The organism is Streptomyces sp. NPDC088261, assembly GCF_044740805.1.
Classification (GTDB): domain Bacteria; phylum Actinomycetota; class Actinomycetes; order Streptomycetales; family Streptomycetaceae; genus Streptomyces.
In genome coordinates this window covers 1-13,300 of the sequence record NZ_JBIURL010000022.1, presented here as the reverse complement: position 1 = coordinate 13,300, position 13,300 = coordinate 1, and the positions used below count along the sequence as shown (strand labels likewise).

Below are 13,300 nucleotides of genomic sequence, written 5' to 3'. Positions count from 1 at the left end.
TCTCAGAGCCGGCCCGCCTCCACGATCCTGCGCAGGAACTGCTGGGTGCGCTGCTCGCGCGGTGCGCCGAAGACCTCGGCCGGGGTGCCGCGTTCCAGCACCACGCCGTCGTCCAGGAAGCACACCTGGTCCGCGACCTCCCGGGCGAAGCCCATCTCGTGGGTGGCCAGCACCATCGTCATGCCCTCGCCCTTGAGGTCCCGTACGACCGACAGCACCTCGCCGACCAGTTCGGGGTCGAGCGCCGCCGTGATCTCGTCCAGGAGCAGCAGCCGGGGCCGTACCGCCAGCGCCCTGACGATCGCCGCGCGCTGCTGCTGGCCGCCGCTGAGGCGGTCCGGGTACTCCCCCGCCTTGTCGGCGAGGCCCAGCCGGGCGAGCAGTTCGCGCGCGGCCGCCTCCGCCTCGGCGCGCTCCACGCCGAGGACCCGGCGGGGGGCGAGGGTGACGTTCTGGAGGACCGTCATGTGCGGGAACAGGTTGTACGCCTGGAAGACGACGCCGATACGGCGGCGCACCGCGTCCGGGTCGGCCCGGGGGTCGGTGATCTCCTCGCCGTCGAGGAAGATCGCCCCGTCGTCGATCTCCTCCAGCAGGTTGGCGCACCGCAGGAGTGTCGACTTGCCGGACCCCGAGGCGCCGATCAGCGCCGTCACGGTGTGCTGCGGGACGTCGAGGCTGACGTCCCGCAGGATGACGCGGTCCCGGCCGAAGGTCTTGCGTACGGACTCCAGCCGCAGCACGGGGGTGGCCGCCCCGTTCCGGTCGTTCCGGTCGGCCGTCATACGGTCCCTCCCTGCGCGCGCCGCCGGTCCATCCGGGCGGTGACCCAGTCGGTGAAGCGGGTCATCGGGATCGTCAGCGCGACGAAGACGAGGCCCGCGACGACGTACGGCGTGTAGTTGAAGTACTTTCCGGCGATGATCTGCGCCGCGTAGACGGCGTCGACCGCGCCGGCGATCGACACGAGGCCCGTGTCCTTCTGGAGCGAGACCAGGTCGTTGAGGAGCGGCGGCACCACGCGCCGTACCGCCTGCGGGAGCACCACGTACCGCAGCGTCTGCGCGCCGGACAGGCCCAGGGAGCGGGCGGCGGCGCGCTGCGAGGGGTGGACGGACTCGATGCCCGCGCGGAAGACCTCGGCCACGTACGCGGAGTAGGTGAGGACGAGGGCGGTTCCGCCGAGGACCACCGGGTCGTTGGTGACGCCCTGGAGCCGGAGGGCCGGGACGCCGAAGACGACCATCAGCAGGCAGATGATCAGGGGCAGTCCGCGGAAGAAGTCGGTGTAGGCGGTGGCCAGCGCGCGGATCGGGAAGAAGACCGGGCCGCGCAGCGTACGGGCGACGGCGAGGAGCAGGCCGAGCAGGAGGACGCAGACGCCGCAGATCGCCAGCAGCCGCAGGTTGAGGAGCAGGCCGTCGAGGACGTCCGGCAGGGCCATGCGGGCGTACTTGGCGCTGAAGAACGTCTCGCGGGTGCGCTGCCAGCCGGGCGAACCGGTGATGACGACGAACAGGACGCCGCCGGTCACCAGGGTGGAGAGGGCGGCGATCGCGGTGGCGCGGCGGGCCCTGACCCGTTTGAAGCGCTCGCGCTCCAGCCGCCGCGCCGAGGGGGTGTAGGTGTCGGGACCGGCGCTTCCCCCGGCGTCCTCGCCGTTCTCCTTGCGGATGGTGCCAGTGGTCACTTGAGCACCGGGGCGTCCACCGCGTCGGACAGCCACTGCTTCTCCAGGTCGGCGAGCGTGCCGTTCCCGCGCAGCCCGTCGACGGCCCGGGTGACGCAGGAGGTGAGCTTGCTGCCCTTGTCGAGGACGAGCCCGAACTGCTCGGTGGCGCCGCCCGCGTTGGGGAACTGGCCGACGACCTTGGCGTCGGTCACCTCGGCGCCGGTGATGTAGAAGGCCGTGGGCAGGTCCACGACGATCGCGTCGACCTGCTTGTTGCGGAGCGCCGACTTGGCGAAGTCGTTCTTCTGGTAGACGGCGGGCTTCTGGCCGGGCTTGATGACGTCGTTGATCGTGTCGAGGCTGGTGGTGCCGACCTGGGCGCCCAGTTTGGCGCCCTTGAGGTCCGCGATCGTCTTCGCCTTCGCGTACGGGGAGCTCTTCAGCGCGATGACGGCCTGGCGCACGTCGTAGTAGCCGGACGAGAAGTCGACGGCCTGCTTGCGTTCGTCGCTGATGGAGACCTGGTTGATGTCGAAGTCGAAGTCCTTGGCGCCCGGCGAGAAGGAGTTGTTGAAGGGCACCGTCTGCCAGACGACCTGGTCCTTGCCGTACCCGAGGGCCTCGGCGACGGAGTACGCGACGGCGGACTCGAATCCCTTGCCGTTGGCCGGGTCGTCCTGGAACCAGGGCGCGTACGCGGGCTTGTCGGTCCCGATCGTCAGCTTGCCCGCCGTGTGCGTGGCCAGCTTCCCCTTGTCGCAGGCCGGCGCGGCGGCCGACGTTCCGGGGGACGCCGCGTCGTCGGACGTCGAGTCGTCCTGCGGGGCGCAGCCGCCGACGGTGACGGCGGCGGCGGCGACAAAGAGGGCGGGAAAGCCGATTCGGGCTCTGAGGTGCATGGCGGGAGAATTGCACTCCACGGGCCGCGCTGTCGAGATCACTTGATTGCGATCGTATGAAATTCCACCGATGTGTGTTTTCTCCGCGCCCGGACCCGCCCCCGGCACCGGAACCGCCGCGTGCGCGACTACGCTCCTGGGTGATGTTCACCCCTCAGGGCCCGACCCTTCGCGAACTCGCCGTCCAGGCGCTCTCGTCCATCGAGCACGGCTACGACCTGCTCGCGCCCAAGTTCGACCACACCCCGTTCCGTACACCGGAGCGGGTGCTGGACGCGGTGACCCGGGCGGTACGGCCGCTCGGTCCGTTCCGTACGGGCGTCGACCTCTGCTGCGGCACCGGCGCGGGGGTGGGGGTGCTGCGGCAGGTGTGCGAGGAGCGGGTGACCGGGGTCGACTTCAGCGCGGGCATGCTCGCCGAGGCCGCGGCCCGGTTCGCCGACGATCCGCGCCCGGGCCCCGCCGTCGACTGGGTACGGGCCGACGCCCGCGCCCTCCCCTTCGCCTCGGCCTTCGACCTGGCCGTGAGCTTCGGCGCGTTCGGGCACTTCCTGCCCGCCGAGCGCCCCGGCCTCTTCGCCCAGGCCCACGCGGCGCTGCGACCCGGCGGCCTGTTCGTCTTCCCCGTGCCGGCGCCCCCGCCGGTCGGCTCGCGGCTGTACTGGACGCTGTGGGGCTTCGACGGCGTGATGCGGCTGCGCAACCTCGTACGCCGTCCCACCTTCGTCATGTACTACCGCACCTTCCCCCTGCCGGACGTCCTGGCCGATCTGACCCGGGCCGGCTTCACGACCGAGCTGCTTCCCCTCCCGTCCCTGGGCGAGCGGCCCGACGGGACGCCGCGGGGCGCGCTGATGGTCGCGCGCCGGGGCGGATCGGCGCATTCGCGAGAGCACTGAGCCCCTGCCCGTTCGTGGGTCACCGGGGGTGGGCACGGTTGAATGGGAGAGGCATACGGCAGGCGAACACGGGAGGACCAGCGCCATGGACCACGGGACACCACGAACGGTCGCGCTCTCCGCCGTCCCGGAGACGCTGCTGTGGAACCTCTACCACCGCTCGTTCGCGGCCCGGCAGCCGCTCGCCGCGTTCGAGGACCCGCACGCGGTCACGCTCGTGGACTCCATCGACTACCCGTTCGAGGAGACGTTCGGGCCGCCGAGCCCGTTCCTCGCGCAGGGCCAGGCGCTGCGGGTGCTGACCTTCGACGCGGTGGTACGGGACTTCCTCGCCGAGCACCCCGACGGCACGGTCGTCGCGCTGGGCGAAGGGCTGGAGACCCAGTTCTGGCGGGTGGACAACGGGCGCGTGAACTGGCTGTCCGTCGACCTGCCGGAGACGGTGGCCGTCCGGCGGGACCTGCTGCCCGACGGGGAGCGGCGCCGTACGCTCGCCTGTTCCGCCCTCGATCCCGCGTGGATGGACGAGGTCGACACCTCCCGGGGTGTCCTCGTCACCGCGCAGGGGCTGCTGATGTACCTGCGCCCGGCCGAGGTGCGGGACCTGATCGCCCGCTGCGCCGAGCGCTTCCCCGGCGGCGCCCTCGTCTTCGACGCGGTCCCGCGCTGGTTCAGCGCGCGCACGGCGCACGGCGGGATGACCACCGTGCAGGGCTACACTACCCCGCCGATGCCGTGGGGCATGAACGCGGGCGAGCTGCGGAAGGTCTTCACCGCGCATCCGGGCATCAGCGAGGTGCGGGAGGTGCCGGTCCCCCGGGGTCACGGCGTGTTCTTCGGCACGGTGGCGCCTCTCGCGCGGCGGGTACCGGGCGTACGGAACCTGCGGCCGACCATGACCGTGCTGACGCGGTTCGCACCGCGCTGACCGGCCGGCCTCCTTGACCGCGCGGTACGCGGGCCTCAGTCGAACGCGATGACCGACCTGCCGTGCGTACGGGATCCGGTGGCCAGCCCGTCCACGGCGGCGGGTGCGTCGTCCAGGTCGATCGGGGTGATCTCGGGGAGGATCCCGTGCTGGGCCGAGAAGGCGAGCGTGTCGCGCAGGTCGCGGGGGGAGCCGGACGGGCCGCCCATCACGCGCAGCCTGTTGAGCACCACCGCCTGGCTGGGCACGGTGATCGGCCCGGAGTCGTACCCGCAGAAGACGAGGGTGCCGCCGGGAGCGAGGCCGCCCACGGCGGCGTTGCCCGCCGCGGTGGAGGGGGCCGCGTTCAGGATGACGTCCGCGCCCCCGTCCCACTCCTTGAGCGCCACCGCCGGATCGGTCTCGGCGCCGGCCACGAACAGCTCCGCGCCCATCTCCTTGGCCCGGTCGTCGCCCCGCCGCGAGCGGCCGACCACGGCGACGCGGGCTCCCATGGCGAGCGCGTACCGGACGGCGAGGGCCCCGATGCCGCCCGCGCCGACCACCGCGACGCGGGAGCCCGCGTGCACGCCCGCCCGGCGCAGCGCGTTGAAGGCGGTGAGGCCCGCGCACATCAGCGGGGCCGCCGCGACGGGGTCGAGCCCGGGCGGCAGCGGTGTGACGAACGCGCCCTTGAACACGCCGTACTCCGCGTAGCCGCCGTCGGCGACGACGCCGGTGATCCGCTTGTGGGGGCAGAGGATCGGGTCGCCGCCGACGCAGTAGTCGCAGGAGCCGTCCGAGTCGTAGAGGAACTGCGCCCCCACGGCGTCACCGACGCGGTGTCCCGCCACGCCGTCGCCCACGGCGGCGATCGTTCCGGTGATCTCGTGGCCGGGGATCACCGGGAACCGGGCGAAGGGGTAGTCGCCCTGGATCAGTCGGAGATCGGAGAAACACACTCCGCACGCGGTCATCTTGACGAGGACTTCCCCGGTGCCGATGTCGGGGACGTCCCGCTCGACCCGTGACAGCGGTGTGTTCACCGCGTTCGCGACGACTGCACGCATGCCGGATACACCTCATCCCGGACGACAACATGAGCGGTATGCCTCCATTGTCGCGGGGTCGGGGCATTTACGCAGAGGTGGTGGCCAGAGCCGAAACGGCCGCCTTCGCCGCGCGCTCCACCAGCGAGATCCCGCTCGCCATCGAGACACTGCCCTTCGACACCACGGCGAGCAGGTAGGTATGCCCGCCCACCGTCACCTCGCCGATGCTGTTGACGTCCCACAGCCCGGTCGCGCTGCGCGGCAACCAGCCGTTCTTCAGCCCCACGGCCCTGCCCGCCGCCGAGACCCCCCAGTCCTGGCCGTCGGCTATCCGCCCCATCAGCGTCCGCGCGTAGGACCGGGACGAGGCGGTCAGCGGGGACTTCTCGCCGAACACCGCGGAGAGCAGTATCAGCTGGTCGGGGGCGGTGGTCTGGGTCAGGCCCCACAGCCCGCCCGCGCCGGCGGTGGTGCCCGTGAGCCCCAGGCGGCGGTTGGCCGCGTCCAGACCGCCCGCCCCGCCGATCATCCCCCACAGCGCGTCCGTCGCCGCGTTGTCGCTGACGCGGATCATCGAGGACGCGTACGCCTTCTCCGCGGCGGTGAGCCCGCGGTGCTCGTCCTGGGCCTTGAGCAGCAGGGCCGCCAGGATGTCGACCTTGACGATGCTCGCCGTGTCGTACGTCCGGCCCGCCCGGACGCCGTACCGCGCCCGGCTCGTGTCGTCCAGGTCCACCACCGCCACGGACAGCGAGGCCGAGGTGGCCGCCATCGCGTCGCGGAGCTTCGCGGAGAGGAGGGCGTCCCGGTTCGTGGGCACGACGGCCCGCGTCGTACTCCTGGACGCCTGGGGCGACGGGGACGGGGACGGGACCGGCGAGGCGCCGGCGAACAGGGTCGGGAGCAGGGGTACGACCCCGGAGGCCGGGGCCGGTGCCGCGCCGGGCAGGCTCAGCGTCCCGAGCGCGCCCGCCCGCGGTCCCGACTCCGGGCGGCTCTGCGCCGACGCGTCGAACCCGCCCACCACCGCGCATCCGGTCATGAGCAGGACCACCGCGGACGAGGTGGTGAGGGCGGGCCGGCGCCGCACGGAGGACGTGGAGCGCCGCGCGGAGGGGATGCGGGGCATGTCGCGAGGTTAGGAACCGAAACGGGGTCCCGGCTATGCCCCAGGTAAAAATCCGGTGACAAATCACATTCCGGGCCGGGACCCGTCAGCGGGGGAAGTAGCGCGCGATCAGCTCGTTGCGGAACACACCGGCGGGATCCAGCCGCGCGGTCAGCCGCTCGAAGTCGGCGTAGCGCTCGTACAGCTCCGTCATCCGCTCGGGACCAGTCGTGAACAGCTTGCCCCAGTGCGGCCGCACACCGAACGGAGCCAGTGCCTCCTCGATGGCGCCGAGCACGGGGGTGACGGCCCCGGTGTCGGGGATCCAGGTGAAGTGGAAGGCCACCGAGTCGCGTCCGTACGCCGGGCTCAGCCACAGGTCGTCGGCCGCGATCGTCCGGATCTCGCCGACCTGGAGGACGGGTGCGATCCGGTCGCTGATCCGTGCCAGGGCGCCGAAGGCGGCGGGGCCGTCCCCGCGCGCCACGAAGTACTCGCTCTGGAGCTCGTCGCCGTTGCTCGGGGTGAACTCGGGCCGGAAGTGCGGAAGCCGCTCGTGCCAGGGTCCCGGGGCGCCCAACTGGGGGGTGCAGGTCACCGGGTCCATGCCCGGCACGGGGTGGCGGGGGCCGTCGGCCAGGGTCGCGCCCAGCCAGCGCCCCGGCGCCCGCTCCTCGCCGTACATCGGACCGGAACCGGCGGCGGTGTCCCCGGCCCGCTGCTTGAGCCAGACCTGGGCCTGCTCGTCCGGCTGCCAGCGGGTGAACACACTGACGCTGTACGCGGCGGACAGGACGTCCTCGAAACGCTCGCGCAGCCGCGCGTACGGCAGCCCGTCGTACACCCACTGCCTGACGTCGTAGGACGGTACGAGATCGAGGGTCATCCGGGTGACGACGCCGGTGGCCCCCAGCGCCACCACCGCTCCCTCGAAGCCGTCGTCGCCCCGGCGGAGGTGGCGCAGCCCGCCGTCGGCGGTGACGAGGTCCATGGCGCGTACGGCCGTGGCCAGCGAGCCGTTGCCGGTTCCCGAGCCGTGGGTGCCGGTGGCGCAGGCCCCGGCGACGGAGATGTGCGGGAGCGAGCCGAGGTTGTGGAGCGCGAGGCCCGCGGCGTGCACGGCCCCGGTGAACGCGGCGAAGCGCAGTCCCGCGCCGACCGTCACCGTCCGGGCGTCCGGGTCGACCTCCACGGTCGCCGGCAGGTCCGCCACCGACACCAGGTCGCCGGTGGTGTCCGCGAGGGTGTTGAAGGAGTGCCCGCTGCCCAGCGCCCGCACGCGGTGGCTGCTCGCGACGATCTCCCGCAGGTCGTCCACCGTGGTGGGGCGGTGCACCCGCGCCGCGCGGAAGGCGATGTTGCCCGCCCAGTTGGTGAGGGGCTGGCCGCCCGGGACGTCGGACCGGCCGGGCGTGCGGGGCACGGTGTTCTCCTTCGCTGCGTCCGTACGCACGGGCCTGACCCGTACGTACGTCCTGCTTCGTCGTCTCGCAGCACTCTGGCACGCCCGGATCCGGGGCGGTCCCCCGCCCCTCTCAGCGCCCGGCGGCGGCGAGCAGCCGCTCCACGCGGCGGATCGTGTCGCGGACGTTGGCCAGCGCGGTGTTCTCCACGGCCTCGGCGGGGGTCAGCCACCGTAGGGGCGCGTCGGGGTTCTCGGGGCGCGCGTCGTCGGGCCGGGCCGTGGCCAGGACGAAGCGCAGGTCGGCGTGTTCGTGGGCCGGTTCACCGCCCCGGGCGGGAACGGGCACCACGGCCACGTGGACGAGCGACGCGTCCGGCCACGGCGTCAGGTCGGTGAGCCCGGTCTCCTCGGCGCCCTCGCGCAGGACGACGGCGAGGGGGTGCCTCTCGCCCGGGTCGCCGTGGCCGCCGACCAGCAGCCACGACCGCAGTCCGGGGTGCCGGCGCATCAGGACCCGGCCGCTCGGCGGGTGCACGACCAGCGCGGAGGCCGTCGCGTGGACGGGGTTCGAGCGGAGCCACGGATCCGGCGCGGTGCCGGCCAGTTCGCGGACGCGCCGTACGTCGGCGGCCTCCGCCGGGTCCTGCGCGCGGTAGCCGTCCAGCGCTTCGATGATCGGTGTGCCCACAACGTCCATTCCGGGGAGCGTACGGACGCGGGCGGGCCGGTGTCCTCCGAATATCCGGCACCCCGGGCACCCCCGGTGTGGCGCGGTGTGCGGCTCTTCAGCGCTCGGCGAGACGCGCGCCGACCACGGACAGCAGCTCCAGGCGCCGCTGCGCCTGGGTGCCGGGGGCGGCGGTGAACACGGCGAGCACCTGCGACCTGCTCTCCTCGATGAGCGCCTGGCAGTCCAGTTCGACCACCCCCACCTCGGGGTGGCTGATCCGCTTGCGGCGCCCCCCGGGCACCCCGACCTCGTGATCGGCCCAGATCCCCGCGAACTCGTCGCTCTCGGCCCGCAGCCGCGCCACCAGGGCCCGGGATCTCGGGTCCTGGCCGCGCCGTACGAGCGCCGCACGCAGGTCGGCGGCCAGCACGCGGCTCTCCGCGCGCTGTTCGTCCGGCGGGTACGCGGACCGGGCGGCCGGTTCGGTGAACCACCGGTAGACGTCGCTGCGTGCCGCGCCCGTACGGTGCTCGAAGTCGCCGAACAGCGCCCTCGCGAGGCGGTTCTGCGCGAGGGTCTCGCCCAGATCGGTCATGACCTGCGCCGGGGTGTCGTAGAGCCGGTCCAGCATCCGCAGCAGTGTGGGGCTGACGTGCTCGCTCGCCGCGTGACGTTCGGGAATGCGCTGGCCGGCCAGCCGGAAGAGGTGGTCCCGTTCGTCCGGGGTCAGCCGCAGCGCCCGGGCCAGCGACAACAGCAGGACCGGGGAGGGCTGGGGCGCGCGCTGCTGTTCGAGTCCGGCGTAGAGATCGGCGGACATCGTGGCCAGCGCGGCGACCTCCTCGGGCCGCAGCCCGGCCGTCCGCCTGCCGACGCCCGGCCCGATCCCGACGTCCGCGGGCCGGAGCGCTTCTCGGCGGGCCCGCAGGAAATCAGCCAGTTGAGCTCTGTCCATGTGTCCCAGTATCAGCTGATTGGCCCCACTCGGCCAGGGACGGTCCTGACAGCACGGGATGAGGTGCCCGGCGGAGGCCGCGCGGGCAGGAAGGCATACCATCACTTCCTGGCATGGACATATCGTGGTGGGGATTCGCGGCACTGGCGGCGGCGGCGACGCTGGTCGGCTTCTCGAAGACGGCCGTGAGCGGGGCCAACACCGTCAGCCTGGCGGTGTTCGCGACCGTCCTGCCGGCGCGTGAGTCGACGGGCGTCCTGCTGCCCATTCTGATCGCCGGGGACATTCTGGCGGTCCTGACCTACCGGCGGCACGCGCACTGGCCCACACTGTGGCGGCTGTTCCCGGCGGTCGCGGCGGGCGTCCTGCTGGGCACGGTGTTCCTGCTCCTGGCCGGGAACGACGCCGTCCGTACGTCCATCGGCGCCATCCTGCTGCTGATGGCCGGCGTCACGGTCTGGCGGCGGCGCGGCGGGGACGGGACCGAGGCCCAGGCGTCGTCCGGCGGGCGCGTCAAGGCCGGTTCGTACGGGGTGCTCGGCGGCTTCACCACGATGGTCGCCAACGCGGGCGGCCCGGTGATGTCGATGTATCTCCTCTCGGCGGGCTTCCAGAAGCTGGGCTTCCTCGGCACCTCGGCGTGGTTCTTCCTGATCGTCAACACGACCAAGGTCCCGTTCAGCGTGGGGCTGGGCCTGATCGACCTCCACTCCCTGCTGCTCGACGCCGTCCTGGTGCTGTTCGTCCTGCCGGGCGCGTACCTCGGCAAGGTCTGTGTGAACCGTATCGACCAGCGGCTCTTCGAACGGCTCGTGATCGGGGCGACCGTGCTCGGCGGTCTGCAACTGCTGCTGCGGTGACCCGCTCCGGGGACGGTGCGCACGTGCCCGCCGGTGCCTCGTACCCTGAGCGCCATGAATGCAGGGGGATCCGAAGGACGTGTCATCGACGGCCGGTTCGAACTGCTCGACCGGCTGGGCGGCGGCGGTATGGGCCTCGTGTGGCGCGCCCGCGACCTGGCCCTCCACCGTGAGGTGGCGCTCAAGGAGGTGCGGCCGCCCGACCCCGCCCTGCTGGCGGCGGACCCGACCGCCGCGCGGGTGCTGCGCGAGCGGGTCCTGCGGGAGGCGCGGGCCCTCGCCGCGATCGACCACCCCGGGGTGGTGAGGATCTATCACATCGTGGACGCGGCGGAGGTCGTCCACCCCTGGATCGTCATGGAGCTGGTGCCCGGCCGCTCGCTGCAGGAACGCCTGGAACAGGGGCCGTTGACCCCCGTCGAGGCCGCCACGATCGGCCGTGGTGTGCTGTCGGCGCTGCGCGCCGCGCACGCGGTCGGCATCCACCACCGCGACGTGAAACCCGCCAACGTGCTGCTGCGCGCCGACGGCCGCCCCGTGCTCACCGACTTCGGGATCGCCGCGCTGCGCGAGTCCTCGAACCTCACGGCCACGGGGGAACTCGTCGGCTCCCCCGACTACATCGCCCCCGAGCGCATCCGGGGCGACGAGGGCAACCCCGCGTCCGACCTGTGGTCCCCAGGGCGTGTCCGCGAAGTGGGGTCTGGCTCGCGGCGCCTGGCACGCGCGCTCGCGGCGTTGTCGGACCCACCCCGTACGTCCAGTACGGGGCGGGTCCTCCGCCTTGCGAGCGCACGCACCAGACACCGCGAACCCCGCCCTCCGGGCGGACGACCCCACTTCGCGGACACGCCCTGGGCATGCTGATGTACGTCGCCGTCGAGGGACGCCATCCGCTGCGCAGGACGTCCGCGCTGGCCACGCTGGCGGCCGTGCTCGGCGAGGAGATCCCGCCACCCGGCCGGGCCGGGCCGCTGGCGCCCGTACTGGTCGCGCTGCTGGACCGGAACACGGCCGCGCGGCCCGACGCGGCGGCGCTCGACGGGATGCTGGCGGCGGTGGAGCGCGGCGCGCGGTGGCCGGAGCCGGCGGACGCCGTGCCCGGTACGCCGACGACGCGGCTGCGCCCCGCGGGGACGCCGCCGTCCCCGTCGCCTTTTCCGACGCCTCCGTACGCGCCTCCGCCGCTCGTCTCCACGAACACTCCTGAGCGGGTCCGTCGGGCCCGCGGGCTCTCCATCGCCGCGACGGTCGCCGCGATCGCCGTGGCCGGAGCGTTCACCTGGTACGTGTCGCCGCTGTCGGGCGACTCCGGGTCCACGGACCGCGAAGGCACCCCGGGCGCCGACCACGCTTCGGCCTCCGCCTCCGGCTCCGCCTCGGCGCCGGACCGGTCGCCTTCGGGGTCCCTCTCCCCCACCCCCAAGCCCGCTGCCTCCGAGAACCTGTTGACACCCGCCGCCGTCAAGAAGGTCATCGCCGCGCTGGACCCCGTCATGGGCGGCACGGAGGCCACCAGCTTCACGGTGCACGAGGAGTTCGCCTCCGCCGAGGCGCTGGTCGAGGGCGAGGAGAAGCTGTTCGACCGGTACGAGTACCGCGACGGCGCGGCCGTGCGCCTGGGCCCCGGCCGGGAACTCGTCTCCGGGGAGGGCAGCGTCGACCTCACGTCGTTCGACTGGGACAAGCTCCCCGAGCTGCTCCGCAAGGCGGACAACGACCTCGGCGTGCGCAGGCCGACCAGTCACTACCTGATCGTCGAACCGGCGTGGGTGTTCGCCGGCAACCAGCCCGTGCTCCTCGTCTACGTGTCGGACGACTACGGGGGCGCGTATCTGGCCGCCGACCGGAAGGGCAAGGTGCTCAAAACGTACCCGCGTTGATGTGCGATCGCGACCGGCTGCCGACGCTCAGGGACCGGCCTGGCAGAGTAGGGCTCATACGAGGAGTCGGACGTGGGCGGAGTGAGTGGTGTGAGCGGTGTGGAGCGCGACAAGGTCAACTCGCAAGCTGTGGCGGGAGCTCCCTGCTGGGTGACGCTCCTCTCTCGTGAACTCTCCGCGTCACAGGCCTTCTACGGGAACGTCCTCGGCTGGACCTACCGCCCCGCGGGGCTCGGCGACGACTTCTGCGTCGCGCTCTCCGACGGGATGGCCGTCGCGGGCATCGGCGCGCTCGCCTCGTCGCTCCAGGTCGAGGTCTCCTGGACCCCGTACTTCGCCGTCGCGAACGTGGACGAGGCGGCGGCCCGCATCCGCGAACGCGGCGCGACCGTCGCGGTGGGTCCGCTGGCCTTCCACACGGGGCGCGCGGCGCTCGCCATGGACCCCGACGGGGCCGCCTTCGGCATCTGGGAGGGCGCGGTGCGCTCGGACTGGACGGTGGGGCGCGGGAGCGCGCCGGCCTGGCTGGAACTGCGGACGCGCGACACGGTCGACGCGGCGAGATTCTACGGGCAGGTCCTCGGCTGGGCGCCGGAGACCGAGGACGGCTTCACCCTCGTCCACGAGGACGACCACGCGGTGCTGCGGCAGGACGAGCACGTGGTGGCGCGGATTCGCGGGGGCGCGGTGCCGGTGCGGCCGCGGTGGCATGTGTACTTCCGGGTGCCGGAGGTTTCCCGCTCGGTGGAGGCGGCGGTCCGGGACGGGGGCGCGCTGGTCTCGCCCCCGGAGGCGACGGAGGTCCCCCACGAGGCGACGCTGCGCGATCCCGATGGAGCGCTCTTCACGGTGACGTCGCGGTAGCGTCTGCCACGGTGTCCGTTGCGCTTACTGATTGTCCTCAATCGCCGGACGGGCGTCTGCCTGTCGGCGGTGGGCGCGGGTTACTGATGTCCTCAATCGCCGGACGGGCTGGGTTTGTCGTGGTGA

General features: G+C 72.9%; 13 protein-coding genes and 1 pseudogene. 6 read left to right on the top strand and 8 right to left on the bottom strand.

Annotated features, from left to right (window positions below; translation table 11 throughout):
* Positions 1-2 precede the first annotated feature (2 nt).
* Genes ACIODU_RS30220 through ACIODU_RS30210 form a run of 3 tightly spaced genes read right to left on the bottom strand, consistent with a single transcriptional unit; the run spans position 3 to position 2,571 of the window.
* Positions 3-785 carry an amino acid ABC transporter ATP-binding protein gene (locus ACIODU_RS30220; RefSeq protein ID WP_401771618.1) on the bottom strand — a complete coding sequence of 261 codons (783 nt, stop codon included), beginning with the start codon at positions 783-785 and terminating at the stop codon, positions 3-5.
* Positions 782-1,690: an amino acid ABC transporter permease gene (locus ACIODU_RS30215; protein ID WP_401771615.1), complete on the bottom strand. Its 909-nt coding sequence runs from the start codon at positions 1,688-1,690 to the stop codon at positions 782-784. Before ACIODU_RS30215 ends, ACIODU_RS30220 begins: the two co-directional genes overlap by 4 nt.
* Positions 1,687-2,571, bottom strand: a complete 885-nt coding sequence (locus ACIODU_RS30210; RefSeq protein ID WP_401771612.1) for an ABC transporter substrate-binding protein — start codon at positions 2,569-2,571, stop codon at positions 1,687-1,689. The genes ACIODU_RS30215 and ACIODU_RS30210 overlap by 4 nt, the downstream gene beginning before the upstream one ends.
* Before the next feature lie 143 nt (positions 2,572-2,714).
* On the opposite strand from ACIODU_RS30210, the gene ACIODU_RS30205 reads away from it, so the two are divergent.
* Both ACIODU_RS30205 and ACIODU_RS30200 read left to right on the top strand, forming a co-directional pair.
* Positions 2,715-3,470, top strand: a complete 756-nt coding sequence (locus ACIODU_RS30205) for a class I SAM-dependent methyltransferase (RefSeq protein WP_401771609.1) — start codon at positions 2,715-2,717, stop codon at positions 3,468-3,470.
* Positions 3,471-3,555: 85 nt separating this feature from the next.
* Entirely contained in the window at positions 3,556-4,398 is an 843-nt protein-coding gene (locus ACIODU_RS30200) for a class I SAM-dependent methyltransferase (RefSeq protein ID WP_401771606.1), read from the top strand.
* Positions 4,399-4,433: 35 nt separating this feature from the next.
* Here ACIODU_RS30200 and ACIODU_RS30195 read toward each other — a convergent pair whose 3' ends face one another.
* From ACIODU_RS30195 to ACIODU_RS30175, 5 genes are all read right to left on the bottom strand, one after another.
* A complete protein-coding gene (locus tag ACIODU_RS30195; protein ID WP_401771603.1) occupies positions 4,434-5,447 on the bottom strand; it encodes an alcohol dehydrogenase catalytic domain-containing protein in 1,014 nt (337 codons plus the stop codon).
* A 67-nt stretch (positions 5,448-5,514) separates the two neighbouring features.
* Positions 5,515-6,558, bottom strand: a complete 1,044-nt coding sequence (locus ACIODU_RS30190) for a serine hydrolase (RefSeq protein ID WP_401771601.1) — start codon at positions 6,556-6,558, stop codon at positions 5,515-5,517.
* 85 nt (positions 6,559-6,643) lie between these two features.
* On the bottom strand, positions 6,644-7,960 hold the full coding sequence (locus tag ACIODU_RS30185) for an FAD-binding protein (RefSeq protein WP_401771599.1): 1,317 nt from the start codon (positions 7,958-7,960) through the stop codon (positions 6,644-6,646).
* 112 nt (positions 7,961-8,072) lie between these two features.
* The gene (locus tag ACIODU_RS30180) at positions 8,073-8,639 is read right to left on the bottom strand and encodes an NUDIX hydrolase (protein WP_401771596.1); all 567 of its coding nucleotides are present in this window, start codon (positions 8,637-8,639) and stop codon (positions 8,073-8,075) included.
* A gap of 88 nt (positions 8,640-8,727) precedes the next feature.
* Complete coding sequence (locus ACIODU_RS30175) at positions 8,728-9,567, bottom strand: helix-turn-helix domain-containing protein (protein WP_401771595.1); 840 nt, start codon at positions 9,565-9,567, stop codon at positions 8,728-8,730.
* Positions 9,568-9,680: 113 nt separating this feature from the next.
* Here ACIODU_RS30175 and ACIODU_RS30170 point away from each other — a divergent pair, with 113 nt between their 5' ends.
* The 4 genes and pseudogenes from ACIODU_RS30170 (at position 9,681) to ACIODU_RS30155 (ending at position 13,174) form a co-directional block, all read left to right on the top strand.
* Positions 9,681-10,427, top strand: a complete 747-nt coding sequence (locus tag ACIODU_RS30170; protein ID WP_356431586.1) for a sulfite exporter TauE/SafE family protein — start codon at positions 9,681-9,683, stop codon at positions 10,425-10,427.
* Between the two features lie 54 nt (positions 10,428-10,481).
* Positions 10,482-11,105 (top strand): annotated as a pseudogene (locus ACIODU_RS30165) (serine/threonine-protein kinase); the annotation flags it as partial.
* A gap of 182 nt (positions 11,106-11,287) precedes the next feature.
* Positions 11,288-12,310, top strand: a complete 1,023-nt coding sequence (locus tag ACIODU_RS30160) for a hypothetical protein (RefSeq protein WP_401771593.1) — start codon at positions 11,288-11,290, stop codon at positions 12,308-12,310.
* 150 nt (positions 12,311-12,460) lie between these two features.
* The gene (locus ACIODU_RS30155) at positions 12,461-13,174 is read left to right on the top strand and encodes a VOC family protein (protein ID WP_401771592.1); all 714 of its coding nucleotides are present in this window, start codon (positions 12,461-12,463) and stop codon (positions 13,172-13,174) included.
* Positions 13,175-13,300 lie beyond the last annotated feature (126 nt).